Annotated in this window: 27 protein-coding genes; 4 read left to right on the forward strand and 23 right to left on the reverse strand. The window is 70.2% G+C overall.

All coding sequences use genetic code 11. The features are described 5' to 3' along the window. Positions 1-22: 22 nt before the first annotated feature. Both IDM46_RS08930 and IDM46_RS08935 read right to left on the reverse strand, forming a co-directional pair. Positions 23-361: a hypothetical protein gene (locus IDM46_RS08930; RefSeq protein WP_182820506.1), complete on the reverse strand. Its 339-nt coding sequence runs from the start codon at positions 359-361 to the stop codon at positions 23-25. 72 nt (positions 362-433) lie between these two features. Beyond that, entirely contained in the window at positions 434-1,183 is a 750-nt protein-coding gene (locus IDM46_RS08935; protein WP_185115514.1) for a DUF72 domain-containing protein, read from the reverse strand. A gap of 142 nt (positions 1,184-1,325) precedes the next feature. Between IDM46_RS08935 and IDM46_RS08940 the strand changes: the two genes are divergently transcribed. Then, a complete protein-coding gene (locus tag IDM46_RS08940; protein ID WP_182820504.1) occupies positions 1,326-2,069 on the forward strand; it encodes a DNA-formamidopyrimidine glycosylase family protein in 744 nt (247 codons plus the stop codon). An 87-nt stretch (positions 2,070-2,156) separates the two neighbouring features. Beyond that, entirely contained in the window at positions 2,157-2,681 is a 525-nt protein-coding gene (locus IDM46_RS08945; RefSeq protein WP_182820503.1) for a hemerythrin domain-containing protein, read from the forward strand. 67 nt (positions 2,682-2,748) lie between these two features. Here IDM46_RS08945 and IDM46_RS08950 read toward each other — a convergent pair whose 3' ends face one another. Continuing rightward, entirely contained in the window at positions 2,749-4,350 is a 1,602-nt protein-coding gene (locus IDM46_RS08950; RefSeq protein WP_185115515.1) for an SDR family oxidoreductase, read from the reverse strand. Positions 4,351-4,453: 103 nt separating this feature from the next. Then, positions 4,454-5,029, reverse strand: coding sequence for a tRNA (N6-threonylcarbamoyladenosine(37)-N6)-methyltransferase TrmO (gene tsaA, locus IDM46_RS08955; RefSeq protein WP_223877946.1), 576 nt, complete (start codon positions 5,027-5,029; stop codon positions 4,454-4,456). Positions 5,030-5,132: 103 nt separating this feature from the next. Here tsaA and IDM46_RS08960 point away from each other — a divergent pair, with 103 nt between their 5' ends. Then, positions 5,133-5,690 (forward strand): hypothetical protein, encoded by a 558-nt coding sequence (locus tag IDM46_RS08960; RefSeq protein ID WP_185115516.1) that lies wholly within the window; start codon positions 5,133-5,135, stop codon positions 5,688-5,690. 50 nt (positions 5,691-5,740) lie between these two features. On the opposite strand, the gene IDM46_RS08965 is transcribed toward IDM46_RS08960, so the two are convergent. From IDM46_RS08965 to IDM46_RS09010, 10 genes are all read right to left on the reverse strand, one after another. Continuing rightward, a complete protein-coding gene (locus IDM46_RS08965; protein WP_223877947.1) occupies positions 5,741-7,873 on the reverse strand; it encodes a M13-type metalloendopeptidase in 2,133 nt (710 codons plus the stop codon). Positions 7,874-8,038: 165 nt separating this feature from the next. Then, positions 8,039-8,482, reverse strand: coding sequence for a hypothetical protein (locus IDM46_RS08970; protein WP_185115518.1), 444 nt, complete (start codon positions 8,480-8,482; stop codon positions 8,039-8,041). 111 nt (positions 8,483-8,593) lie between these two features. Then, a complete protein-coding gene (locus IDM46_RS08975; RefSeq protein ID WP_182820498.1) occupies positions 8,594-8,800 on the reverse strand; it encodes a cold-shock protein in 207 nt (68 codons plus the stop codon). A 97-nt stretch (positions 8,801-8,897) separates the two neighbouring features. Next, complete coding sequence (locus IDM46_RS08980) at positions 8,898-9,650, reverse strand: S-methyl-5'-thioinosine phosphorylase (RefSeq protein ID WP_182823623.1); 753 nt, start codon at positions 9,648-9,650, stop codon at positions 8,898-8,900. A gap of 24 nt (positions 9,651-9,674) precedes the next feature. Continuing rightward, positions 9,675-10,235 carry a hypoxanthine-guanine phosphoribosyltransferase gene (locus IDM46_RS08985; RefSeq protein ID WP_185115519.1) on the reverse strand — a complete coding sequence of 187 codons (561 nt, stop codon included), beginning with the start codon at positions 10,233-10,235 and terminating at the stop codon, positions 9,675-9,677. After that, entirely contained in the window at positions 10,232-11,233 is a 1,002-nt protein-coding gene (gene nagZ / locus IDM46_RS08990) for a beta-N-acetylhexosaminidase (RefSeq protein ID WP_185115520.1), read from the reverse strand. The genes IDM46_RS08985 and nagZ overlap by 4 nt, the downstream gene beginning before the upstream one ends. A 12-nt stretch (positions 11,234-11,245) precedes the next feature. Next, on the reverse strand, positions 11,246-11,761 hold the full coding sequence (locus tag IDM46_RS08995) for a CYTH domain-containing protein (protein ID WP_182820495.1): 516 nt from the start codon (positions 11,759-11,761) through the stop codon (positions 11,246-11,248). 39 nt (positions 11,762-11,800) lie between these two features. Continuing rightward, the gene (gene rlmD, locus IDM46_RS09000) at positions 11,801-13,132 is read right to left on the reverse strand and encodes a 23S rRNA (uracil(1939)-C(5))-methyltransferase RlmD (protein ID WP_185115521.1); all 1,332 of its coding nucleotides are present in this window, start codon (positions 13,130-13,132) and stop codon (positions 11,801-11,803) included. An 85-nt stretch (positions 13,133-13,217) separates the two neighbouring features. Further along, positions 13,218-13,826 (reverse strand): YdbL family protein, encoded by a 609-nt coding sequence (locus IDM46_RS09005; protein ID WP_185115522.1) that lies wholly within the window; start codon positions 13,824-13,826, stop codon positions 13,218-13,220. A gap of 24 nt (positions 13,827-13,850) precedes the next feature. Then, on the reverse strand, positions 13,851-15,881 hold the full coding sequence (locus tag IDM46_RS09010) for a hypothetical protein (protein WP_185115523.1): 2,031 nt from the start codon (positions 15,879-15,881) through the stop codon (positions 13,851-13,853). Between the two features lie 34 nt (positions 15,882-15,915). Here IDM46_RS09010 and IDM46_RS09015 point away from each other — a divergent pair, with 34 nt between their 5' ends. Then, positions 15,916-16,638: a response regulator gene (locus IDM46_RS09015; RefSeq protein WP_185115524.1), complete on the forward strand. Its 723-nt coding sequence runs from the start codon at positions 15,916-15,918 to the stop codon at positions 16,636-16,638. On the opposite strand, the gene recO is transcribed toward IDM46_RS09015, so the two are convergent. The 9 genes from recO to rpoE form a co-directional block, all read right to left on the reverse strand. After that, positions 16,614-17,360, reverse strand: coding sequence for a DNA repair protein RecO (recO, locus tag IDM46_RS09020; RefSeq protein ID WP_185115525.1), 747 nt, complete (start codon positions 17,358-17,360; stop codon positions 16,614-16,616). The two genes, IDM46_RS09015 and recO, sit on opposite strands and share 25 nt — an antisense overlap. Positions 17,361-17,378: 18 nt before the next feature. Then, positions 17,379-18,314 carry a GTPase Era gene (gene era, locus IDM46_RS09025; RefSeq protein WP_182820489.1) on the reverse strand — a complete coding sequence of 312 codons (936 nt, stop codon included), beginning with the start codon at positions 18,312-18,314 and terminating at the stop codon, positions 17,379-17,381. Further along, positions 18,311-18,994 (reverse strand): ribonuclease III, encoded by a 684-nt coding sequence (gene rnc / locus IDM46_RS09030; protein WP_182820488.1) that lies wholly within the window; start codon positions 18,992-18,994, stop codon positions 18,311-18,313. The genes era and rnc overlap by 4 nt, the downstream gene beginning before the upstream one ends. Continuing rightward, positions 18,981-19,361: a DUF4845 domain-containing protein gene (locus tag IDM46_RS09035; RefSeq protein WP_182820487.1), complete on the reverse strand. Its 381-nt coding sequence runs from the start codon at positions 19,359-19,361 to the stop codon at positions 18,981-18,983. Before IDM46_RS09035 ends, rnc begins: the two co-directional genes overlap by 14 nt. Before the next feature lie 54 nt (positions 19,362-19,415). Beyond that, complete coding sequence (gene lepB / locus IDM46_RS09040) at positions 19,416-20,207, reverse strand: signal peptidase I (protein ID WP_182823622.1); 792 nt, start codon at positions 20,205-20,207, stop codon at positions 19,416-19,418. 22 nt (positions 20,208-20,229) lie between these two features. Beyond that, on the reverse strand, positions 20,230-22,023 hold the full coding sequence (lepA, locus tag IDM46_RS09045; RefSeq protein ID WP_182820486.1) for a translation elongation factor 4: 1,794 nt from the start codon (positions 22,021-22,023) through the stop codon (positions 20,230-20,232). Between the two features lie 148 nt (positions 22,024-22,171). Then, entirely contained in the window at positions 22,172-23,686 is a 1,515-nt protein-coding gene (locus IDM46_RS09050; protein ID WP_185115526.1) for a DegQ family serine endoprotease, read from the reverse strand. Positions 23,687-23,755: 69 nt separating this feature from the next. After that, positions 23,756-24,823, reverse strand: a complete 1,068-nt coding sequence (locus IDM46_RS09055; protein WP_185115527.1) for a sigma-E factor negative regulatory protein — start codon at positions 24,821-24,823, stop codon at positions 23,756-23,758. A 9-nt stretch (positions 24,824-24,832) separates the two neighbouring features. Continuing rightward, a complete protein-coding gene (gene rpoE / locus IDM46_RS09060) occupies positions 24,833-25,447 on the reverse strand; it encodes an RNA polymerase sigma factor RpoE (protein WP_185115528.1) in 615 nt (204 codons plus the stop codon). Positions 25,448-25,486: the final 39 nt, after the last annotated feature.

A 25,486-nucleotide genomic window follows, 5' to 3' on the forward strand; every position in this document is an offset into this window, starting at 1 on the left:
GTGCTCCACTCCGGGCTGCGGGTCAGCCCTTGGCGCCGGCCCCGCGCGTCGGCCAGGCGAGCATGTGCTCCGGCACCACGCCACCGCGCCGCGGCTGTGGCCCCACGACCACCGTGGTCGCCTTGTTGGCGATGATGTACGGCTTCACGTCGTCGATGAAGCGCAGCTTGCCGGTCGCGCGCTCCGCGAACTGCTTGGCGGTGATCCGCACGTGGCAGTTCAGGAACGGCCCGGCGATGTTGCGGCCCTTGGACACGTAGACGATGCGGCCGTCGCGGTCGCGGCCCAGCACCAGGCGCTCCTGCTTGCGGGTGGTGCTGTAGATCCAGCCGGGCTGGATATCGGATTCAGGGATCGCCATGGGGGCTGTCCGCCTGGTTCGGAAACGATGCACAGCGTAGTCGCAGCGGTGCCGGCATGCACCCCCGGCGGGTCAGCGCGTGGCCAGCGCCTGGAACGCGGCGGCATTGGGCGTGGCATGGCCGTGCGCGGTGTTGTCGAACACCACCCAGGCCTCGCTGCCGCGCGGCGTCGTGGCGGCGACCTGCTTCGCGAGCGCCGCCAGCGCATCGGCGACGTAGTCGCTGTAGTAGACCCGCGGCGCGCCGTGCCAGCGCCAGTAGCGCAGCGCCGGATCGCCTCCCGGCTCCGCGGCGGTCGCCACCGGCGCCGGATCCGCCGCGACCCGCGCGACGCGGTGGCGCTGCCACAGCGCGTCGACGCGCGGCGCGAACCAGCTGGCGTGGCGCGGCTCACAGGCGATGCCACCCGCCCAGCGCCGGCGCAGCATGGCGAAGAACGTCGCCGCCATGCGGCCGTCGAACGCGAGGCTCGGCGGCAGCTGCACCAGCAGGCAGCCGAGCTTGTCGCCCAGGCCACCGGCCTGGTCGAGGAAGGCGTCAAGCAGAGGTCCCGCCGCCCGCAGGCGCTGGTCGTGGGTGATGGTCCTCGGCAACTTGGCGGAGAACCGGAACGCGTCGGGCACCGCGTCCGCCCAGCGCTCGTACGTGGCCCGCCGGTGCGGGCGGTGGAACGAGGAGTTGATCTCCGCCATCGCGAAGCGGCTCGCGTAGGTGGCGAGCATGCTGTCGCCCATGGCGAACAGCGGCCGATGCCCGGCGGCGATCGACCAGCCCGCGGTGCCGGTGCGGATCGGCGCGCTGGAGATGCGGGAACGTGGCATGCGCTGTCCAGCTCGCGTGGGTGGTGGCCTACGGATATCACCCGCTCGCCGCCCTTGTCGTGAAGCCGGCAACACGCAGCCGGTCCGCCCGCGCCCACGATCGTTGACATCCGTGTCACCCGGCGTGGCGATACTCGCCGCCATGCCGGAAGGTCCCTCCATTGTCCTCTTGCGCGAGGATGCCGCGCGCTTCGCCGGCCGCAAGGTGCTGCGCGTGTCGGGTAACAGCACGCAGGACATCGAGCGCATGCGCACCCGCAAGGTGATGGCCGTGCGCAGCTGGGGCAAGCACTTCCTGCTCGAGTTCGACGGCTTCAGCCTGCGCATCCACTTCCTGCTGTTCGGCAGCTACCGCATCAACGAGACCAAGCCCACGCCGCCGCGCCTGGGCCTGGGCTTCAGCAAGGGCGAGGAGCTCAACTTCTACGCCTGCTCGGTGCGCTTCGTCGAAGGTGCGCTCGACGACAGCTATGACTGGCGCGGCGACGTCATGAACGACGCCTGGGACCCGGCGCTGGCGCGGCGCAAGCTGCGCGCGCAGCCGGAGGCCTTGGCCGCGGACGTGCTGCTCGACCAGGACGTGTTCGCCGGCGTCGGCAACATCATCAAGAACGAGGTGCTGCACCGGATCCGCGTGCACCCCGAAAGCACGGTGGGCGCCCTGCCCGCGCGCAAGTTGTCCGAACTGGTCGCGCAGGCGCGCGAGTACAGCTTCGACTTCTACCGCTGGAAGAAGGCCTACGTGCTGAAGAAGAACTACCAGGTGCACACCAGGCGCAGCTGCCCGCGCGACGGCACCCCGCTGTCCTTCCGCAAGCACCTCGGCCGCGCGCAGCGGCGGGCCTTCTGGTGCGACACCTGCCAGCGACTGTACGTCCCCGACTGACCAGCCCCGGACGGCGGCCGCGGGCCTTCACGCCGGCATCCGCCGCACCGGGTTTCGATGACCAACCCTCCCGCACGAGCCACGCCAATGCGCAGCATCCTCGCCACCTTGAAGAAGGAACACGACGCCCTCCGCGGCCTGTTCGAGCAGATCAACGCCACCACCGACCGCGCCGAAAAGACGCGAGGCGACCTGCTGGAGAAGATCGAGGCGAACCTGATCCCGCACGCGAAATGGGAGGAGCTGGTGTTTTATCCGGCGTTCGCCAAGCGCGCCTCGCATGAGCAGCTGCTGCAGCACGCCGAGGCGATCCAGGAGCATCGTGCGGTCGAGTTGACCGTACTCCCCGACCTGCACGCGTCGGACAAGACCACGCGCCAGTTCGCGGGTTCGGTGAAAGTGCTCGGCGAGTTCATCGACCACCATGCGAAGGAGGAGGAGAAGGAGATGTTCGCCTCGGCGCGCGAGCTGTTCACCCCCGAGGAACTCGCCGAGTTCGACGAACAGTACGAGGCGTGGAAGGCGTCGCCGGCCGCGGCCGGGATCACTGCGCACGCCAAGATCAAGACCGGATTGAAGTCGGTGCTGCGCAATCCGAAGGCGCCGGGCTGAGGCCCGTTCGCGTTCGATCAGCCGACAGAGCCGGGCGCGCCGCGTGGCGCTCCCGGGCTCCAGCTGCTCACCAGTCGGTCGGCTTGTAGTCCTTCAGGAACTGGCCCCAGACGTGCTCGCCGGTGTTGAGGCCGGCGATGATCGGATCGACGATGCGCGCCGCGCCGTCGACGATGTCGAGCGGCGGGTGGAAGCGCTCCTCGATGGTCTTGCGCGCCGCGATCTCCACCGGATCCTCGTCGGTCACCCAGCCGGTGTCCACGGAATTCATGTGGATGCCGTCGCCGTGGTAATCGGCCGCCGAGGTGCGCGTCATCATGTTGAGCGCGGCCTTGGCCATGTTGGTGTGCGGGTGCCGGGTGGTCTTGAAGTTGCGGTAGAACTGCCCCTCCACCGCCGACACGTTGACGATGTGGCGGTCACGGCTTGGGGCGCTGCCGTCGGGCGTGCGCAGCAGCAGGGGTTTGAGCCGCGCATTGATCAGGAACGGCGCGATCGCGTTGACCAGCTGCACTTCGAGCAGCTCGACCGACGGCACTTCATCCATCATCAACCGCCATGAATTGCGACCGCGAAGGTCGACCTGCTGCAGGTCCTGGTCCAGGCGCCCTTCCGGGAACAGGTGCGACTGGCCCAGCAGCTCTTCGGCCAGCAGCGGCACCTGCGACAGCTCGGCGGCGCGGGTCAGGCCCGCGGCGGCCTCGTGCCGCAGGTCGCGACCGGCAAGCGCACTGCCCTCGCCTTCCGGCAGCACCGCGGTCGCGCGCAGGCCTTCGTAGCGGCCCAGCAGCATGCGCTGGTGTTCGGGCGCGTCGTGCAGCGCGGCGGTTTCCGCCGCCATCATGTGGGCGTAGAACTCCGGCGGGCGACGCACCGTCTGGCAGGCGTTGTTGATGATGAAATCGAGGCGGTCGTGCGTTGCCAGCAGCTGGCTGCAGAACGCTTCGACGCTCGGCGTGTGGCGCAGGTCGAGTCCGAAGATCTCCAGGCGGTCGTGCCAGTCGGCGAAGTCCGGCTCCTCGGCGTAGCGCGCGGCGGAGTCACGCGGGAAGCGCGTGGTCACGATCAGCCGCGCACCACAGCGCAGCAGCTTCAGCCCGGCCTGGTAGCCGATCTTGACCCGGCCGCCGGTCAGCAGCGCGACGCGCCCGCGCAGGTCGGTGAGCTCGGTGCGCTTGGCGAAATTGAAATCCCCGCAGGTCGGGCACAGCTGGTCGTAAAAGTGGTGGATGCGCGTGTACTTCTGCTTGCACACATAGCAGTGCTGCGGCTCCAGCGCCTCGTGATGCGGCGGCACGTCGGCGTCGAGGTCGCGGGGCTTGAAATCCGCTGGCGGGAAATAGTTCGGCGTGGTGAACACCGGCTGGCGGCGCAGGGTGCGGATGCCGGTGGCGTCCAGGAGCGCGTCGTCGCGCTGGTTCTTTTCCAGCACGCGGCTGCGCTTGGCCTGCTTGCGGCGCTGGCGGCGCGCCACGGGATCGACCGGCGCACTGATCGCGGCCAGCGCGCGGTGCAGGCGCTCGCGGGTGCCATCGTCCAGCGCGTCGAGCAGCGCGTGGTCGGCAGCGACGGTTTCGAGGGTGTCGGTGGCGTCCCGCAGGCGCGCTGCGAGCGTATCGCCGGGCAGGTCGGCGCGGGCGTCAGGTGCGCCCGGTGGGGTCGTGGTCATGCGCATAGTTTGCGGGGTCGACGCCGCAAACGACAGCACTGGCGCCTGGAGATCGCGGTCAGCCGCGCCTGCACGGGCCTGCGCGGCGGCGCCCGATGCCGGTTCAGCCAGTCAGCGGCCGCCGTGGCCCGGGTGCGGAATGCTGGCCGGTGCAGGCGTCGATCGCGTCGATCCAGCCGGCCGCCGCCCCTGGAAACGCGTCCGCGTAGGGCACGTAGGGCTTGATGTCCAGCACCGGGGTGCCATCGAGGAGGTCCAGCCCGCGCACCCGCAGCGCGCGCGCCTCCACCGCCACCAGCTCCACCGCCGACAGCCCGATCGCGTTCGGCCGATGCGGCGCGCGGGTGGCGAGCACGCTGCGCTTGCCGCCGCCGCGCGGCGGGCGTACCTCGGTCTTCCATCCCTCGCTGCGGTCGAACACGAACACCAGCCAGATCCGCGCAAAGCCGGCCAGGTCGCGGAACGCGGCCGCCGGCAGCGTGTCGATGAATTCGATATGCGCGTTGGCGGCATCCCCGGTCTCGGTACCTTCGACCACGGTGGCCTGGTGCGGCGCGTCGATGCGGCGCGCATACGGCGAGCGCACGTATGCGATCGGGCTGAACGTGAACACCTGGGCATCGCGCGGTGCGGGCGCGGCGGAGCCGGGGTCGGGCGGCATGGGCAGGTCTTGCGGCATGGGTTGGCCATGGTCCCATGGCTGCGGCCGGCGCGCGTGGCGCGCGCACGCCGTGGCCACCACGCTGCGCTTATCCTGTGCGCCCCGCACCGGACCACCCGCCATGCACGCTCCCGACAGCGAATTCGACCCGGATGACAACTACGCGGGCGGGTTCGACCCCGACCTGGAAATCGACGAGGACGCCGGCAGCGAGGCGCTGGTCTGGCAGCTGCTGCTGCTGCTCAATCCCGGCGACGAAGAGACCGCGCTGCAGCAGTTCGCCGCTTACCAGGAGGCGACCGCCGACGCCGACGAGGACGAGTTCGAACCGGCCTGGGTGCTGAAGGACATCATCGACTGGAAATCCGGTTTCCAGGTGCACGACGACGATGCCGCCGCGTTCGTGGAGAGCATCACCGAACTCGTCTCGCGCTGGAACCTCGACCTCGACTGGGGTGTCGAAGATCCGACCGACGACGAATTCCTCGCCGACGCCAGCATCGCCGACCTGCTGCACGTGGCCTACGACGCGCTGCGCGCGTACGGCTACACCCTGTGGGTGTGGGAAACCGGCACCGACACTGTCGCCGGCTGGATCGCGCTCAGCCGCGATGACGATGCGATGCGCGCGATCGCGCCGGCGATCGGCATCGAGCTGCGCCCGGGCGGGCTGGCATAGAGGCCGCGCACGGGCCGCAGTCGGCGCCCCGTGCGCGCACTACCGCCGAACTACCAGATGCGGACCCGATCCTCGGGCGCGATCCACAGCGGATCGCTTTCGCTGACGTCGAATGCGTCATACCAGGCGTCGATGTTGCGCAGCGGCGCGAACGCGCGGATGTGGCCCGGCGAATGCGTGCCGTTGACCAGCTGCTGGCGCAGGGCGTCGTCGCGCCACAGCGTGCGCCACACCTGGGCCCAGCCCATGAACAGGCGCTGTTCACCGCTGAAACCGTCGATCACCGGCGCCGGCTTGCCGTCGAGCGAGCGACGGTAGGCTCCCAGTGCGATGGTCAGGCCGCCCAGGTCGCCGATGTTCTCGCCCATGGCCACCTTGCCGTTGATGCGCATGCCCGGCAGCTGCGGGAACTCGAAAGCCTCGTACTGGGCGCCGAGCTTCGCGGCCTGGACCTCGAACTTGGCGGCGTCGTCGGCCGTCCACCAATCGCGCAGCAGGCCGGCACCGTCGGACTTGCGGCCCTGGTCGTCGAAGCCGTGGATGATCTCGTGGCCGATCACGCCGCCGATGGCGCCGTAGTTCACCGCAGGATCCGCGTCGGGATCGAAGAACGGCGGCTGCAGGATCGCGGCCGGGAACACGATCTCGTTCTTCACCGAGGAGTAGTAGGCGTTGACCGTCTGCGGGGTCATGCCCCACTCGGCCTTGTCGACCTGATGGCCGATGCGCGCGCGGTCGTAGTCCCATTCGAAGGCGGCCGAACGCAGCGCGTTGCCGAGCACGTCGCCGTCCCTGACCTCCAGCGCGGCGTAGTCGCGCCAGGTCTCCGGGTGGCCGATCTTCAGGCCGAAGCCGGCCAGCTTGGCGCGGGCCTCCGCCTTGGTGTCCTCGCCCATCCATTCCAGCTGGTCCAGGCGCGCGCCCATGGCCGCCTTCACGTTGGCCACCAGCTCGTCCATCTTGGCCTTGGCGTCCGGCGGGAAATACAGCTGCACGTAGTCGCGGCCGATGGCCTCGCCCATCGCCTCCTCGGCATGCGCCACGCCGCGCTTCCAGCGTTCCTTCTGCTCCGGCTGCCCGGAGAGGAACTTCGAGCGGAAGTCGAAGTGGGCGTCGACGAACGCCTCCGACAGCAGCGGCGCCGCCTGGTCGGTGACGTGGAAGGCCTGCCAGGCCTTGAGGGTGTCGAGGTCGGCATCGGCGAAGAGCCCGGCCAGCTTCGGCATCGCGCTGTCCTGGCGCACGACCGCGCGCGACGCCTGTTCGACGCCGGCGGCGGCGAAGTAGCGCTCCCAGTTGAAGCCGGGCGCGGTGGCGGCGAAGTCGGCGCGCTCGACCGGGTTGTAGGTGCGGCTGCGGTCACGGCTCTCGGCACGGGTCCAGTGGGCTTCGGCCACCGCCTTCTCGAAGTCGAACACGCGCTGCGCATTGCCCTCCGGATCGTCCCAGCCGGCGAGCTGCAGCAGCTGCGCGATGTAGGCGACGTAGCGCTCGCGCTGCGGCGCGAACTTCTCGTCCAGATACATCTGGCGGTCGCCGAGGCCGAGGCCGGACTGGCTCATGTAGAGCGTGTAGCGGTCGGGATCGCGCTGGTCGTCGGACACGCCCAGGCGGAACAGGGTGGCGCCGACGCTGCCGGACGCCGCGCCCATGAGGTCGGCCAGTGCGTCCTTGTCGGCCACGGCGCGGATGGCGTCGAGGTGCGGCGCCAGCGGCTTCGCGCCCAGGGCCTCGATCGCGGCCTCGTCGAGGAAGCTGCGGTACAGCGTGGCGACCTTGGCGGCGTCGCCGGTCGCGGCATCGCCCTGCCCCACGTAGCCCTCGACCAGGCCGCGAACGCGCGCCTCGGACAGGTCGCGCAAGACCAGGAAGGAGCCGTACATCGACTTGTCCGAGGGAATGTCGGTGTTCGCGGCCCACGTGCCGCTGACGTAGCCGAAGAAGTCCGCGCCCGGCGACACATCGCGGTCCATCCCCGCGGTGTCGATGCCCCAACTGCCGAAGCGGTCGGCGGCGACGCTCGCACCGGCGCTGCCGGCACCCGAATCGTCAGCGGCATACAGCAGGCTGGTGTCGCAGGCGATGTCCAGGCAGCCGGCGGCATCGCGGGCGTCATGCGCGGAAGCGGGTGCGGCGATCGCAAGGGCGAGCACGGTCGCGGCGGAAAGCAGGCTGGTCTTCAAATCGTAACTCCTGGCAGGTGGACGGACGCCCGCGGGCATCAACCCTGCAAGCATACCCAACCCCGCTTTTTCGAGCCGATGGCCAAGCCCGGTCCCGCTCACTTCACCGGTGCTCGACCTGCGCGACGCCGAGCTGCGCGCAGCCGGCGAACGCATCGCGCTCAGCTAGAGTCCCGCGATCCGAAGCCTGCGGTACTCCGCAGCGGCCTGTGCCGGCGTGGGATCGGACATGGCCATGCCGTTGATGAAGACCGCCGGTGCGCCGCGCTTGAAGACCTCGACCGCGCGGCTGGCGCCCGCGACCTGCTCCGGCGTTGGATTGTCGAACGCGAATGAAATCGAGTGGCCCCGCACCACCGGCACGCCCTTGTCCTGCAGGAACGCGACCAGCGCCTCGCTGCGCCGCGCCTGGTCGGAAGGACAGTTTTGCGGCGCAAGGACCAGTACCGCGTGGCGTGATGCGCCATCGGGCATCTGCACCGATACAAAGCCGTTTTCGCTCACGCTGGCACCGGCGTCGAACCCGCTGCTCGAATCCGGTCGGCCATCCCACCAGCGCCAGGCGCCGAACAGGCAAGCGACCAGCAACAAGGTGGGGACGAGGCGCATCGTCGGATTGTCATGGAGCGCCATGCGCGCTGCAAGCGCGTCGGCGCATAAAAAAGGGGCCCGCTCAGCGAGGCCCCGGAACAGGGAAAACTGTCTTATCGATCGAAGCGTTTACGCAACGGCTGCAACGCCTGTCGCCTGTGCGCCCTTCGGCCCCTGGGTGACTTCATAGCTGACGCGCTGCCCTTCCTGCAGGCTGCGGAAGCCTTCCGATGAGATTGCCGAGTAGTGCACGAAGACATCCGTGCTGCCGTCCTCCGGTGCGATGAACCCGAAGCCCTTGGCGTCGTTGAACCACTTCACTGTGCCGTATTGCATGACTCTTTCCACCTCGTCTGGATGCGATTGCGTGTGTCGGCGTGCAAGGCGCCGGGTCACACGGCCCGAGTATGCAAAGCAACCCGGCCGACTTCAATCACCCCGCGAGCAGGGCCGCGACCAGGCCGGGCACCCCGGATGACGCCGCTTCGACGTTGGCCACCACTTCTTCGAGCGTGATCACCTCGTCGTGTACCGGCCCGGCACCGGCCGCCCAGTTGGCGACGATCGCCAGGCAGGCGTAGTCGAGTCCGAGCTCGCGCGCCAGCCCGGCCTCGGGCATGCCGGTCATGCCGACCAGGTCGCAGCCGTCGCGCGCCATGCGCGCGATCTCGGCGCGGGTCTCCAGGCGCGGGCCCTGGGTGACGCCATAGCATCCGCCGTCCAGCAGCGCGACGCCCGCCTCCGCCGCCGCGCCGATCACCGCGTGGCGCAGCGACGGGGTGTACGGATCGCCGAAGTCCACGTGCAGCACCTCGCTGCCCGGCTCTTCGCAGAAGGTCGCCACGCGTCCCCAGGTGTAGTCGATCAGCTGGTCCGGGCAGGCCAGCACGCGCGGACCGAATCGCGCGGTAATGCCGCCCACGGTATTCAGCGCGAGCACGCGGCGCGCGCCGAGCGCCTGCAGCGCCACCAGGTTGGCGCGGTAGTTCACCTGGTGCGGCGGCACCGAATGGCCTTCGCCATGACGGGCAAGGAACGCGACGCGATGCCCGTCCAGGGTGCCGATGCGGACCGGCCCGGAGGGCGCGCCGAAGCGGGTCACCGGCTGGTGCGGCTCGACGTCCTCCAGTCCGGCCAGCTGGTACAGCCCGGTCCCGCCGATGACGGCGAGCGCGAGGTCGGTGATCGGCTGGCTCACGGGAATCTCCGGTCAGTCGGCGAGTGCGTAGATGGCCGGCAGGTTGCGGCCCTGCTCGTTGAAATCCATGCCGTAGCCGAACACGTAACGGTCGGGGACCTCGACGCCGGAGTAGTCGGCGCACACGCCTTCCACGCAGCGGTCGTGGATCTTGGTCGCCAGCACCGCCACGCGCACGTCGGCCGCGCCTTCGTCCTGGCACCAGCGGATCACGGCATTGAGCGTGTGGCCTTCGTCGAGGATGTCGTCGACCAGCAGCACGCGGCGGCCGCGCATGGGCGTGGCCGGACGGTGCAGCCAGGCCAGGCGCGAGCCGCTGGTGGCGCCGCGGTAGCGGGTGGCGTGCAGGTAGTCGAACTCGAGGTCAAGCCCGCGCTCGCCCAGTGAGAACGCCAGCTGCGCGGCGAACGGCATGCCGCCATGCATGATGGTGATGTACAGCGGCGGGCGCGCGTCGTCGGCGTAGTCCGGCACGATGGCATCGGCCATGCCTTCGATGGCGGCTTCCAGCGTGGCGCGGTCGTGGATCACGTCAGCGCCGGCCAGCGCGTCGGCGAGCAGCGCCGCGCTCATGCCGGCACCCCGCCGCCCTGGCCCTGGCGCGCACGGCTGTAGCGCGCATCGGCGAGCAATCCGTCCCAGCCGAGTGCGCCTCGGCCCAGCAGCCCGGTGAGCGCCATGGTGTTGAGCGTGCGGCCTTCGACGGCCACCAGCGACTCCTCGACCAGGTCCGGGTGGCAGACCAGCACCACGTCGCAGCCGGCGTCGAGGTGCGCATCGATGCGCTGCTTCACGCCGCCGGCGGAGAACGCCGCGGCCATGCCGATGTCGTCGGAGAACACCACACCGCGGAAGCCCATCTCGGTGCGCAGGATCCCGTTGATCCAGCGCGGCGAGTAGCCGGCCGGTTCGGGCGCGACCTGCGGGTAGACCACGTGCGCCAGCATCACCGCGTCGGCGCCCGCGTCGATGCCGGCCACGAACGGGACCAGGTCGTCGGCGCGGATCGCCTCGAGAGGCCGGTCATCGACCGCGTCGTCGAAATGCGTGTCCTCGCGCACCGAGCCGTGGCCCGGGAAATGCTTCAGCGTGGCGGCCATGCCGGCAGCGTGCATGCCCTCGACGTAGGCGCGGGTGAACGCGGCGACCACCTGCGGGTCATCCGAGAACGCGCGGTCGCCGATGGCGAGGTTGCCGCGGCCCAGGTCGACCACCGGCGCGAAGCTCAGGTCGACGCCGGAAGCGCGCACTTCGCTGGCCATCAGCCAGGCGTGCTCGCGGGCGCGCTCGAGCGCGGCCTGCGGATCAACGGCGTAGTCACGCCCGAAGCCCTGCAACGACGGCAGCGCGCTGTAGCCCTCGCGGAAACGCTGCACGCGGCCGCCTTCCTGGTCGACGCACACCAGCTGCGGCCGCGGCGTGGCGGCGCGGATCGCCGCCGACAGCTCGGCGACCTGCTCGCGCGATGCGAAGTTGCGGGTGAACAGGATCACGCCGGCGCAGGCGTCGTGCTGCAGCCAGTCGCGCTCGCGCGCGGTGAGTTCGGTGCCTTCGACGCCGATGACGAGCATGGACTTTCTCCTTCAGGCTTCCGGGCCGGCGCGCTCGGCCTCGCTCCATTGCGAGTACGGGCGCGAGGCCAGGGCCAGATTGTAGTAGCGCGGGCAGTCGGTCGCTTCGGCGCCCAGCCAGTCCGGGCGCAGGAATGTCTCATCGGCGCTGCCGAGTTCGACCTCGGCGACTACCAGACCGGCGTTGTCGCCGAGGAACTCGTCGACTTCCCAGAGGTGGTCGCCGTGGCAGACGAGGTGCCGGCGCTTGTCGAGCAGACCGCCCACGCACAGCGCGAGCAGCGCGCGCGCGTCGTTGACCGGGATCAGGTAGTCGAACTCCTGCCGGGTGTGGCCGAGCTCGCGCGACTTCAGGTTGAGGAAAGCCTCGTCGCCGGCGATGCGCACGCGCACCGAGGCGTTCTGGCGGCCTTCGTCCATCGCCGCCTGGTCGTTGATGTAGCCCTGCGCCATCGGCACGACCGCGTGCGCGGCGGCGCGCCAGCCGTCGCCGGTGACCAGGAACTTGCGCTCGATCTCAATTGCCATCGGAAACTCCGGAGTGTGCGTACGCGCGGCCAGGCCGCGTCATGCCGGTTCGAACACGGCGATGGACTCGACGTGGGCGGTGTGCGGGAACATGTCCATCACCCCGGCCGAACGCAGGCGCCAGCAGCGCTCGTTGACCAGGTAACCGGCATCGCGCGCCAGCGAGCCGGGATGGCAGCTGACGTAGACGATGCGCTTCAGGCCCTTCAGCGGCAGCTGCTTCAGCACGTCGAGCGCGCCGGCGCGCGCCGGATCGAGCAGCAGCTTGTCGAAGCCGGCACGCATCCACGGCTCGCGCGAGAGATCGGTGGAAAGATCCGCCACGTGGAAGCTGACGTGCGGCATGGCGTTGCGCTCGGCGTTTTCGCGCGCGCGTGCCACCAGCCCGGCATCGCCTTCCACGCCGACCACCTCGGCGGCCACGCGCCCCAGCGGCAAGGTGAAATTGCCCAGCCCGCAGAACAGGTCGAGCACGCGCTCGCCGGGCTGCACGTCGAGCAGCGCGAGTGCATGCGCGATCATCTTCTCGTTGAGGTCGGCATTCACCTGGATGAAGTCCAGCGGCCGGAACCCGAGCTCGATGTCCCACGGCGCCAGCCGGAACGACAGCGCCACATCCTCCGGCCACAGCGGCTGCAGGGAATCGGGGCCGCCGGGCTGCAGGAACACGGCGAAGCCCTGTTCCTGCGCGAACGCCACCAGCCGCGCGCGGTCGGCATCGCCCAGCGGCTGCAGGTGGCGGAACACCAGCGCGATGCTGTCGTCGCCGGCGATGAACTCGATCTGCGGGATGTCGCTGCGTGCGTCCAGCGAGTCGACCAGCGCCGCCAGCGCCTCGACGCGCATGCCCAGCGCCGGGATGACGGTGTGGCACTCGCGCAGCTCGGCGACGAAGCGCGGGTCGCGCTCGCGGAAACCGACCAGCGTCTTGCCTTTCTTCTCCACCCGGCGCACGGAGAACCGGCCCTTGCGGCGGTAGCCCCAGGCGGCGCCGCTCAGCGGCGGCAGCACCGCATCCGGGGTGACGTGGCCGATGCGCGCGAGGTTATCGTTCAGCACCCGCGCCTTGGCGACGATCTGCCGGTCCTCAGCCAGGTGCTGCAGCGTGCAGCCGCCGCAGGTACTGAAGTGCGGGCAGCGCGGCACGACGCGCTCCGGCGACGCGGTCAGCACCTCGACCGCTTCGGCTTCATCGAAATGCCGCGAGCGTGCGGTCTGCCGCGCCATCACCACCTCGCCTGGCAGCGCGCCGGCCACGAACACCGCCTTGCCGGCGTTGACGTGGCCTGCGGGGCGTCGGGCAACGCCGCGGCCGTCATGGCTGAGGTCGAGGATCTCGGCCTGGAAGGGGGTCTGGTCGATGCGAGCCAATGCGTTGCGGCCCTCGGGAACGGCCGCGCATTGTCGCAGAAGCCGCCGGCGCGGGCGCCGCGCGGCGGCTCCGGTGAGGCGCCGCCTACTTCTGCTTCCAGGCGCCGCCCTGCTGGTACCACCACCCCGGCCGCGCGCTGTCGATCCACTGCCGTGCGAACACCTCGCGGATCTGCGCCTCCCACTCGGGATGGCCGTTGGCGACCGCGATTTCGCGATACACCGCCTTGCGGTCGCGGTTGTCATCGGCGACCGCGGCGTTCACCGCCACGCGATCCTTGAGCGGCACCTTGGCCGCCTCGCGCACCACCAGCAGGCCATCACCGCCGAAGCCCAGCGCGCCGCTGTCGAAGTGCGGGCGCAGGCTCGCGAACCGCGACTCCATCCGCGACTGGATCGCCTGGATGGCCGGCGTGCGGATGGTGATGTCCGGCGCCTGCGCATGGGCCGGCGTGATGCCCAGCAGCATCCACGGATCGACGGCCACGCGCCGCGATGCGCGCTCGGCCGGAAGCATCGCCATGCCGCCCCCGGGCGCGGGCACCGCCTCGGGCGCGGCCTCGTCGCCGATCACCTTCTCGACGAACTCGCGCGCCGCCTCGCGTGCCTCCGCTGCCGGGAAGTAGACATTGATGGTGACGCAGGCGGTGAGCACCAGCGCGGCGACAAACGGCAATCCCATCCTGTGGCGCATGCAGTCCTCCTCGGACGCGGTCGATCAGTCGAACACGGGGGTGACATCGCCCGACCCCACCGCCGCCAGGCGTTCGACCAGGGTTTCCCAGTCGACGTTGCGGTTGTAGCCGACGATGTCCAGGCGCGGCAGGCCGGCACCTTCGACGATAGCAAACCCTGCGCCCCGGGGATGAAGCCCAGCCATCGCGCAGACGCCATTGGCCAGCCGGCAGGAGATGCCGATGCGGCGGTAGCCGAAGTCGTCGAACACCGCGAGCAGCCGTCCCTGCAGGCTGGTCACGAACGAGGCATCGCCGACGCTGGAGATGTTCTGCACCGCGCGCTGGCTGATGCGCTGGCGGACCCCGCGCGTCTTCTCGGTGTGCAGCTCGGCATCGAATGCGGTGGCCTGCCAGTCGACCAGGCGCAGGCCCAGCACCTCGCCGTGCAGGCGCCCGCTGATGCTGCCGAAATCGAACACGCCGGTCAGCGCCTGCATGTCGAGGCCCTCGAGCACGATGTCGGCCGACAGCGTGGGCGCCACGCCGAACGGCCGTTCCATGGCCAGCGACGACACCCGCACCTCGCCGTCGAAGGCGCGCATCGACAGGCCACCATCGAAGGCGAGGCGCTCGCCGGCATAGCGCATCCGCGGGATCACCCCCGACAGCGTGCCCGGGAACGCCGGCAGCCCGAGCGCCGTGGCCAGGCTCGCCATGTCCAGCGCCTCCACCGCCACCGCGCCTTCCATCTCCATGCCCTTGCCATCGCGCGGAAGTGCCAGCGACACCCCGGACAGCGCGACTTCTCCGCCGAGCAGCGCCACGCGCACCGGCTCACGCAGCGCGAGGCGGCCGTCGCGGCTGCGCCACGGCAGGCGCGCCGGCCCGAACGCGATATCGCCCAGCGCACCGTCGCGCCAGCCGAGCGTGCTGTCGGCGCTGCCGCCGGCGACGATGCGCAGTTCGCCGTCGAGCCCGTTGAAGGCGAAGCGTCCATCCGGCGCCGCCACGTCCAGCGCGACCGAGCGCAACGCGAGCGCGTGCAGCGCGCCGTCGCGCAGGGCGAGTTCAACCGACAGCGCGCCTTCCAGCGTCAAGCCGGTCAATCCGGCAATGCCCAGCCAGCCGGACAGATAGCGTTCGGGCAGCACCGCGACCGCAGCGCTGTGCAATGCCAGGTCGAGGCTGCGCACGCTGCCGTCGCCGGCCAGCGCCGCGCGTCCACTGGCCTCCAGCACGCCCGGATCACTGGCGGAGAATGTCGGCACGGTCCACCCTTCGGCGCCCCCCTGAAGGGCCACGCGCACCGCCACCGGGTGCGCCGGCAGCGCGACGTAGGCGTTGCCGAACAGCAGTTCGCCGCCGCGCAGCGCGCCATCCACGGTGACGTGGGGCCCGCCGGCCAGCGCGCGCCAGTCGATCCGCAGCCGGGCGTCCAGGCCCTCGCCAGCGATGCTGCCGTCGGCGGTGTCGAATGCAACGCCGCCCAAGGTGAGTGGGGCCTCCACGTGCAGCGGCCCGCCACGGGGGGCGTGCACGCGGACCGTGCCATCGAGCGTGCCGCCGTGGAGTCGACCGGCCAACCAGGCCTGGCTGGCCAGCGCCTGCGCCCAGGCGACGGGCACCGCCACCAGATCGATGCGCGTGAGGTCGGGCGCGGCGCGCTCGTACTGCACCGCCAGCCGCGCCTGCCCCTGCCCGCCCGCCGACAGCGCCGCGTCGACCTTCGCCATGCCTGGTGCCAACGCCAGGGCCAGCCGCAACGGCGCGCCGCGCTGCTGGCGCACCTGGCCATCGCAGCGCCAGCCGCCCTGGCCATCGCGGCGCAGCGGACAGCGCCAGTCGACGTCGCGGAAGCGATACCCGAGGTCCGGCGCATCGACCCGTGCCGCGCGCAACTGCAGTTCACCCTGCGTCGCGCCCTCCGGCCAATCCAGGCGCACGTGCACGCCCTCCAGGGTGGCCACCGGCGTGGCGACGCGCGTGATGGTCGCCGACAGGGTGCGCGCCCACGCCGCATCCGCCGCTCCCAGCAGCACCAGCAAAAGCAGCGGTAAGATCGCCCTCGGCATGGCCGCCAGAATAACGACAGGACGACACGCGCCGATGAAGCCACGCATCCTGCTGGTCGAGGACGACCCCACCACCGCTGCCTTCATGACCGCCGCGATCGAAGCGTTGCCGGCCACCGTGGATGTCGCGGGCAGTCGGGCCGACGCCCTTGCCAAGGCCGCCGATGTCCGCCACGCACTGTGGCTGTTCGATGCGCACCTGCCCGATGGCGATGGCGCGGGCCTGCTGGCCGAACTGCGGGCACTCGGTCTGGCCACGCCCGCGATCGCGCACACCGCCGCCCACGACCCCTGGCTGCACCACGAGCTGCGCGCCGCCGGTTTCGCGTCGGTGCTGGTCAAGCCGCTGGCGGCCTCCGCATTGCGCGCGTCGCTCGCCACGGCGATCGGTGCATGGCATCCATCGCGGGTGGCCGAGGACGTGGCCGAGGTGGCCGGGGATGCGGTCGATCCACCGCCCAGGTGGGACGATGCCGCCGCGCTGCGTGCGCTCAACGGCGAGCGCGCGCACGTCGATGCGCTGCGTGTCCTGTTCCTCGACGAACTGCCCGCGGCGCGCGAAGGCGTGGTGGCGTCGGCACTCGACGGCGACGAACGCCGGATGCGCGATGCCTTGCACCGGCTGCGCGCCAGCTGCGGCTTCGTCGGCGCCGCGCGTCTTGGCGATGCAGTCGCGGTGCTTGAAGGCGCACCCGGCTCGGCCGCCGCACTGCAGGCGTTCAAGGACGCCGCTCAGGAGCTGCTGCCACCGCCGTGAGTGGTGAGCCGGCCGAGGTCGGCCATCAGTTGCCACGAGGTGAGCGGCCGCGCACCGAGGTGCGACATCAGCACCTCGCGCAGTACGCGCCGCAAGCCACCGAGTTCCTCGGGCGGCGGCGGTCCGTGGTCGGCCGCCAGGCCGAGCAGCGCGCGCCCGGTGGCGCTGCGCGAACGTTCGCCGTCGCGCTCCCCACGCACCCGGCGCGGCCCCTGCTCGGGATCGAGGCGGTAGCGCGCGGCCGGATCCAACGGCACGCCGTCGGCGTCATGTGCAAGGTCGAACCCCACGCCCAGCACCTCGAGCAGGTCGCGCTCGAAGCGGCGCAATGTCCACGCCAGCGGCTCGCCGGCGCCAAGCCGCGCACGCAACTCGCCGTAGAGCGCGTACAGCTCGGGCTGAGGTTCCTGGCGTGGCGCCAGCCGCAGCACGAGTTCGTTGACGTAGAAGCCGGCGAGCATCAGTTCGCCCTGCAGCCTCGGCGCGGCATCGATCGCCTCGGCGGCGTTGAGGTGCGCGAGCTCGCCGCGCTGCACGGCGTCGAAGCGGATGTGCTGCAGCGGCTGCAGCGCCGCGCGCAGCGCCTGTCGCCGCGGTCCATGCACGCCGCGCGCCACCAGCCCCATGCGTCCGTGCTCGGCGGTCAGGACCTCGAGCAGCAGGCTGGTTTCCCGCCACGGCCGGGCATGGAGGACATAGGCGGGCTGGCCGAGCAAGCGCATGCCCGCATTGTAGGGGCGCTACTCGTCGTAGCCGAAGGTGCGCAGCGCGGCCTCGTCGTCGGACCAGCCCTGGCGCACGCGCACCCAGGTTTCCAGGAACACCTTGCAGCCGAACAGCCGCTCCATCGACAACCGCGCCTTGCTGCCGATCTCGCGCAGGCGGGTGCCGCCCTTGCCGATGACGATCGCCTTCTGGCCGTCGCGCTCGACCCACACGACCGCGCCGATGCGCATCATCGGCCCGGACTTGGTGGACTCCTCGGTGAACGACTCGATCTCCACCGTGGTCGCATACGGGAGTTCCGCGCCCAGCTGGCGCATCAGCTGCTCACGCAGCATCTCGCCCGCCAGGAAGCGCTGGCTCTTGTCGGTGATCTCGTCCTCGGCGTACATCGGCGGCTGTTCCGGCACCAGCGTCAGCAGCTGTGCGACCAGCGCCTCCAGGCCCTTGCGCTTAAGGGCCGAGATCGGGTGCACGCCGGCGAACTCGCGTCCCTCGGTCACCTTTTGCAGGTACGGCAGCAACGCCGCCTTGTCGCGGATGCGGTCCACCTGGTTGACGACGAGGACCACCGGCACCGCCGCCTCGCGCAGTGACTCGTACGCCAGCGTGTCCTCCTCGTCCCAGCGGCCGGCCTCGACCACCAGCAGCACGGCCTCGACGCCTTCAACGGCTCCGCGCGCGGCACGGTTCATCATCCGGTGCATCGCGGTCGCCGACTGGCTGCGCTCGCCGCGATGGATGCCGGGCGTGTCGACCAGCAGCAGCTGGCCGCCGGGCACGGTGGCGATGCCCAGCAGCCGGTGGCGCGTGGTCTGCGGGCGATTGGAGACGATGCTCACCTTGGCGCCGACCAGCGCATTGACCAGGGTGGACTTGCCGACATTGGGCCGTCCGATGACGGCGATGGCGCCGCTGCGGTGGCCGGCTTCGGCGTCGTTGGGGGTGTTCATGGCTTGTCTGCTTCCAGTTGTGCAAGTACGGCGCCAGCGGCGGCCTGCTCGGCGGCGCGGCGCGAACTGCCCTCGCCCGATGCCGACAGCGCGGGTTCGACCAACGTGCAGCGCACGTGGAAGACCTTGGCGTGTTCGTCACCGGCCTCGGACAGGAGATCGTAGACCGGCAGCGGGCGCTGGCGACCCTGCAGCCACTCCTGCAGCCGGGTCTTGGGGTCCTTGCCGATGCGGCCGGCGGCAAGCCCCGCCAGCGCCGGTTCGAACCACGGCAGCACGGCACTGCGGCAGGCATCGAAACCGGCGTCGAGGTAGATGGCGCCGACCAGCGCCTCGAGCGCGTCGGACAGGATCGAGTCGCGGCGGTGGCCGCCGGATTTCATCTCGCCGGGGCCGAGGGTGATGCGCGCGCCGAGGTCGAGCCCGCGCGCGATACGCGCCAGCGAGGATTCCCGCACCAGTTCGGCGCGGGCGCGGGTCATCACGCCCTCGTCGGCCTTGGGCCAGCGCAGGTACAGCGCTTCGGCGACGATCAGGCCGACCAGCGCATCGCCGAGGAATTCAAGTCGTTCGTTGTGCGGGGCGCCGGCGCTGCGGTGGGTCAGCGCCTGCGCCAGCAAGCCGCCATCGCGGAACGCATGCCCCGCGAAGCGGACGGCAGCGGCATCAGTTGAGGTCACCGGACCTGGTCAACATCTGCGTGGTGTCGAACCTGCCCACCACATCGAGGTTCGCGATCACCGGCTTGCGCACCTCGTAGTTCACATCCATCTGCCAGCCGTTGTCGACGCGCTTGATCTTGACGTGCTCGGCCTTCACGTTCTCGGCGTAGCTGATGTACAGCCGGCGGAAGAACAGGTCCTGGATCTTGCGCGGGTCGGTGTTGGCGATGCCCGGCTCGTTGGCCAGGCCCTTCAGCGCGGACCGCACGCTGTAGTACTCGGAATACATCGGGAACAGCTTCATGCCGACATAGGCGAACAGGCCGACCACGGCCAGCACGATCACGAACCCCAGCAGGGTGATGCCGCGTTGCGCGTTTCTCATAGCAGTTTCCCCTCGATCCCCTGGAACACCAGTATCATGCCCCGTGCCGATGGCTCAGGGAATGCGCGTGCCGATGCGGCTGAAATCCACTCCGCCGGCGGAACTGTCGAAATTCATCCACACCAGGAACGCCTTGCCGCGAAGCTGGCCTTCCGGAAGGGTGCCCCAGAAGCGGCTGTCGTCGCTTCTATCACGATTGTCGCCCATGACGAAATACTCGCCGGCCGGCACCGTCCACTCGCCGACGCCGTGGTTGGCGAACAGCGGGCTGTCGACTTCGAGCAGCTCGTGGCGACGCCCGCCAAGGTCCTCGGTGAGCAGGGTGGCGCCGCTCATCTCCTCGCCGCGGCCCTTGCCCACGTAGCGGCCGACGGGCTCGTACGCCACCGCGTCGCCGTTCACGAACACCGTGTTGTCGCGGTAGGCGATCCGATCACCCGGAAGGCCCACCACGCGCTTGATCCAGTCCTGGTCGGGGTACTGCGGCGGGCGGAACACCACCACGTCACCGCGCGCGGGCTCGCCGATGGCAACGACCTTGTGGTTGTTCACCGGCAGCCGCAGCCCGTAGGCGAACTTGTTGACCAGGATGAAGTCGCCGACCAGCAGCGTCGGCATCATGGAGGTCGAAGGGATGCGGAACGGCTCGGCGATGAAGCTGCGCAGCACCAGCACCACCGCGAGGATCGGGAAGAAGGCGCGCGCGTAGTCGACGACCCACGGCTCCTGTGGCTCCAGCAGGCCGGCGGCGGCCGCGCGGCGCTTGGCGAACACCAGCCTGTCGAGTAGCCAGATGAGGCCACTCAGCAGGGTCAGGAGGACCAGCCCCATCTCAAACCATTTCATCATCGCGGAGCTCCCGGTGCGGCTATTTGTTGTCGACCTGGAGCACCGCGAGGAAGGCTTCCTGCGGGATCTCGACGCGTCCGACCTGCTTCATGCGCTTCTTGCCTTCCTTCTGCTTCTCGAGCAGCTTCTTCTTGCGCGAGATGTCGCCACCATAACATTTGGCCAACACGTTCTTGCGCATCGCCTTGACCGTGGTGCGGGCGATGATCTGCGAGCCGACGGCGGCCTGGATGGCCACGTCGAACATCTGCCGCGGGATGAGCTCGCGCATTTTTTCGGTGATGTCGCGGCCGCGGCGGTCGGCATGCTGGCGGTGCACGATGAGCGACAGCGCGTCGACCTTGTCGCCGTTGATCAGGGTGTCGATGCGCACGAACGGACCGGCGTCGAAGCGCAGGAACTGGTAGTCCAGCGACGCGTAGCCGCGCGACACCGACTTCAGGCGGTCGAAGAAGTCGAGCACCACTTCCGCCATCGGCAGCTCGTAGCTGATCTGCACCTGGCTGCCGAGGTAGTTGATGCCGATCTGGCTGCCGCGCTTTTCCTCGCACAGGGTGATCACGTTGCCCACGTAATCCGGCGGGGTGAGGATGTTGGCGCGGATGATCGGCTCGCGGACCTCTTCGATCAGGTTCACCGGCGGAAGCTTGGCCGGGTTGTCGAGGGTGAGGATGCTGCCGTCGGTCTTGAGTACTTCGTACACCACCGTCGGCGCGGTCGAAATGAGGTTGAGGTCGTACTCGCGCTCGAGGCGCTCCTGCACGATCTCCATGTGCAGCATCCCGAGGAAGCCGCAGCGGAAGCCGAAGCCCATGGCTTCCGAGCTTTCAGGCTCGAAGCGCAGCGCGGCGTCGTTGAGGCGCAGCTTGTCGAGCGCCTCGCGCAGCGACGGGTAGTCGTCGGCATCGACCGGGAACAGGCCGGCGAACACGCGCGGCTGCATTTCCTGGAAGCCCGGCAACGGCGCGGGCGCGGGATCCGTGGCCAGGGTCAGCGTGTCGCCGACCGGCGCGCCGTGCACGTCCTTGATGGACGCGTTGATCCAGCCCACCTCGCCGGCGCGGAGCTTGGCCAGTTCCTTGCGCTTGGGCGTGAACACGCCGACCTTGTCCACCTGGTGGGTGCGGCCGGTGGACATGACCAGCATCTTGTCGCCGGCCTTGATCTCGCCCTGCATCACCCGCACCAGCGACACGACGCCCAGGTAGTTGTCGAACCAGGAGTCGATGATCAGCGCCTGCAGCTTGTCGGTCTCGCGCGGCGCCGGTGGCGGGATACGCAGCACGATGGCCTCGAGCACGTCCTCGACGTTCAGCCCGGTCTTGGCGCTGATCGCCACCGCGTCGCTGGCATCGATGCCGATCACCGCCTCGATCTCGGCCTTGGCGCGCTCGATGTCGGCGGTAGGCAGGTCGATCTTGTTGATCACCGGCACCACTTCCAGGCCCTGCTCCACAGCGGTGTAGCAGTTGGCGACCGACTGCGCCTCGACGCCCTGCGCGGCATCCACCACCAGCAGCGCGCCCTCGCAGGCGGCCAGCGAGCGGCTGACCTCGTAGCTGAAGTCGACGTGGCCGGGGGTGTCGATGAAGTTCAGGAAATAGGTCTGGCCGTCGCGCGCGGTGTACGGCAGCGACACGGACTGTGCCTTGATGGTGATGCCGCGCTCGCGCTCGATCGGATTGTTGTCGAGGACCTGCGTCTCCATCTCGCGCGCGGTCAGGCCGCCACAGATCTGGATGATGCGGTCGGCCAGCGTGGACTTGCCGTGGTCGACGTGGGCGATGATGGAGAAGTTGCGGATGTTCCGCATCGAATCTGGGGGCATGGGGATCGCAGGCGGGGCCGTATCGGGCCGGATGGCGTCGAACGGAACATTGTCGCACAGGGTGGCGGCGGCCCGATCCGCCCCTTCGGGGCACCTTCCCCCGCAGTGTGGGGGAAGGGTTTCACCCGAACGGCTATTCGGTGGCGGTGCGCGGGGTCACCGCGATGAACTGGGTGCCGCCACTGCGGTTGCGTACCAGCAGCATCACCGTCTGGCCGGGGCGTACCGCGGCCAACTCGCGATCGAGGTCGGCGGGCGAACCCACGCCCTTGCGGCCCACCGAGAGCACCACGTCACCGGGCTGGATGCCCGCCGCGCGGGCGGCCAGGCCCTCGACGCGGGCAATCGCCACGCCGTCGCCATCGGGCAGTTCGAGCTGCCGGCGTTGCGCGGCGGACAGCTCCTGGCCCACCAGCCCGAGCGGGTTGCTCGATTTCGCCGGCGCAGCACCGCCCTGCACCGGGCGGACGCTGGCAACGCCCTCGTCCAGCTCGCCCAGCGTGACCGTGACATCGCGGCTGCGCCCGTCGCGCCACACCTTCAGGGTGGCCCGGCTGCCGGGCGCCTTGGCACCGACGATCGGCGGCAGGTCGCTGGACTGGATGACGCGCGTGCCGTCGATCTCGCGGATCACGTCACCTCGCTCCAGCCCCGCCTTCTCCGCGGGACCACCGGGGACGACATCGGCCACCAGCGCGCCCAGCGTATCCGGCAGCCCCAGGCCGCTCGCGGCGTCGGTGGTGATCTGCTGCACCTGCACGCCGATCTGGCCGCGCTTGACCTGACCGGTGGTCTTCAGCTGCTCGGCGACATTCATCGCCACATCGATCGGGATCGCGAAGCTGACACCCATGTAGCCGCCCGAGTTGGAGAAGATCTGCGAGTTGATGCCCACCACCTCGCCGGCGGTGTTGAGCAGCGGCCCGCCGGAATTGCCGCGGTTGATCGCGACGTCGGTCTGGATGAAGGGCACGTAGCGCTGGTTGGCATACGGATTGGAGCGACCGACCGCGCTGATGATGCCGGCGGTGACCGACTGGTCGAGGCCGAACGGGGAGCCGATCGCCACCGCCCACTGGCCGGGCTTGAGCGCCGCGGAGTTGCCGGCGCGCAGGTACGGCAGGCTGGCGCCGGCCTTGATCTTGAGCAGGGCGACATCGGACTGCTCGTCGCCGCCCACCAGCTCGGCGGTGAACTCGCGGCGATCGGACAGCTTGACCTTGAGCTCGTCGGCCCCGGCGACCACGTGATGGTTGGTGAGCACGTAGCCGTCGGCCGAGATCAGGAACCCGGTGCCCATCGACATGCCGCGGCGACCGCCGGGATCCTGCGGCATGCCGGGGAACGGCGTACCCGGACCGAAGAAGCGCCGGAAGAACTCGGGCATCTCGTCGGGCATCTGCTGTTGCTGTTGCTGGGGGCGGGCGGCGGTCGTACCACCGCTCACGGCCTCGATGTTGACCACCGCCGGGCCGACTCGCTCGACCAGCCGCGTGAAGTCGGGCAGGCCGGACACCATCGATGGCGACGGTGCGGCCGCCGGCACCGCGGCGGCACCCGACTGGGCGGTGGCGGCCGGCAGGATGACGGCGGCCGTACCGGCGGCGGTCAAGGTGACCAGGGCAAGGGCGTACACGGGGGATTTCATCGGGGATTCGGCCTCGATAAAGGGGGGGTCAACGGGAGGCCCACGGCGGCGCGCGCCGTGGGGCGTGAATCAGTCGGTGCCAGTGCCCGGCTCGGGCCTCGCGTCGCGGGCGTCGGCCCCCGGCACGCCGGACTGGCGCACCGGCGAGGGTTCGACAAGGCGCGGCTGGAACGGCGCGAACGCGGCGTCGGACGGTGCCGACGGCAGGCCATAGCGCGCCGCGAACGGTTGGTTGCCGGCGGCAAGCCCCGGCAACACCGCGCGCGGCCAAGGCCGCGACGGTGCCACGGCCTGGGCGCCAAACGGGGCGTCGACCGGGGCGCCGAAGGCGCGCGCATCCGGCAGGTCGGCCAGCAGTCCGATCGCGTCGTCCGTGGATGTCGGCCCCATTCTTGGCGCCATCGACGCGCCCGCAACCGCCCTGGCGCGGACCGGCGTGCTGGCCGCGACACGGCGGGCGGCGCGCTGCGACTGGCCACGCGAACGCCGCTCGGCGGCACGCCGCGGCACCTCCGCGACCGCCACCGAGGTCGTCGCGGCCCAGGCGCCCTCGCTGCCTTCCGGCAGCTGAGACGCGGGTGCTTCGTTACCCGCCAGCAGGGGGCCGGGAACCGCGGTCGGCGCCGCGGTGTCGGGCACGCGCGCAAGACTGTCGCGGACCTCGCGCGCACCGGGCGGTGCGTCGATGGCCTGTGCCACCAGCTCGCCGCCGCCGGCGGTTGCCGGCAGCGGGCTGTCCGGCAGCTGCCGCGCCATGAACAGTGCGACCAGGGCCATCGAGGCCGCCAGCGCACCTCCGCCCCAGCGCACCAGGCGCGCACGCGGGCGGCGGAAGAGCGCTTGCCCGGTACCGGTGGCCGCGCCAGCGTCCGGCGCGGCGATCGCCAACGCCACGCGGCGCGAGAAATCGGCCGGTAGCAGTGCGTGGCCGTGCCCGCGCAGCACGTCGCCGCAGACCTGCCAGCGTTCCCAGCAGTCCGCCAGGTCGGTGTCGTGCTGCAGCCTGCGCAACATGAAACGCGCCTGGTCCGGCGACAGTTCGCCATCCAGCATCGCCGACAGCTGGCGGCGGTTGTGGGTGTAGAGCTTGTCCGGCGGGGCCGGTTGGAACTCCAGGTCTTCAGCGTCGTGGTTCATCGTCATGCTCTATCGCACCGCGCGTTGGGACGCGGTTTCGTTGTCCATCAGTGGCGCGAGTTCGACGTCGATCGCCTCGCGGGCCCGGAAGATCCGCGAGCGGACCGTGCCGATCGGGCAATCCATGCGCTGGGCGATCTCCTCGTAGCTCAGGCCTTCGACTTCGCGCAGCGTGATCGCCGTGCGCAGCTCGTCCGGCAGGGCTTCGACCGCGCGCATCACCGTTTGTTCCAGCTGCTGGCGCATCAGTTCACGCTCCGGGGTGTCGTTGTCGCGCAGGCGGATCGCGGAATCGAAATGTTCGGCATCCTCGATTTCCACGTCGTCCGTCGGCGGGCGGCGGTTGCTGGCCACCAGGTGGTTCTTGGCGGTGTTCACGGCGATGCGGTGCAGCCAGGTATAGAACTGTGCATCGCCACGAAAACTCCCGATCGCGCGGTAGGCCCGGATGAAGGTGTCCTGGGCCACGTCCTGGCATTCGCTCCAGTCACGGATGTAGCGTCCGATGAGGGCGGCGATGCGGTGCTGGTACTTGCGCACCAGCAGGTCGAACGCCGCGGTGTCGCCCTGCTGGACGCGGCGCACGAGATCGTGATCGAGGTGTTCGGTGTCGCTTTCGGCCATGGGCCCGGCGCTCCTTCCGCCCGGCCTGCAGGCGGGGCT

The sequence above is a fragment of the Luteimonas sp. MC1825 genome (assembly GCF_014764385.1).
GTDB lineage: Bacteria > Pseudomonadota > Gammaproteobacteria > Xanthomonadales > Xanthomonadaceae > Luteimonas.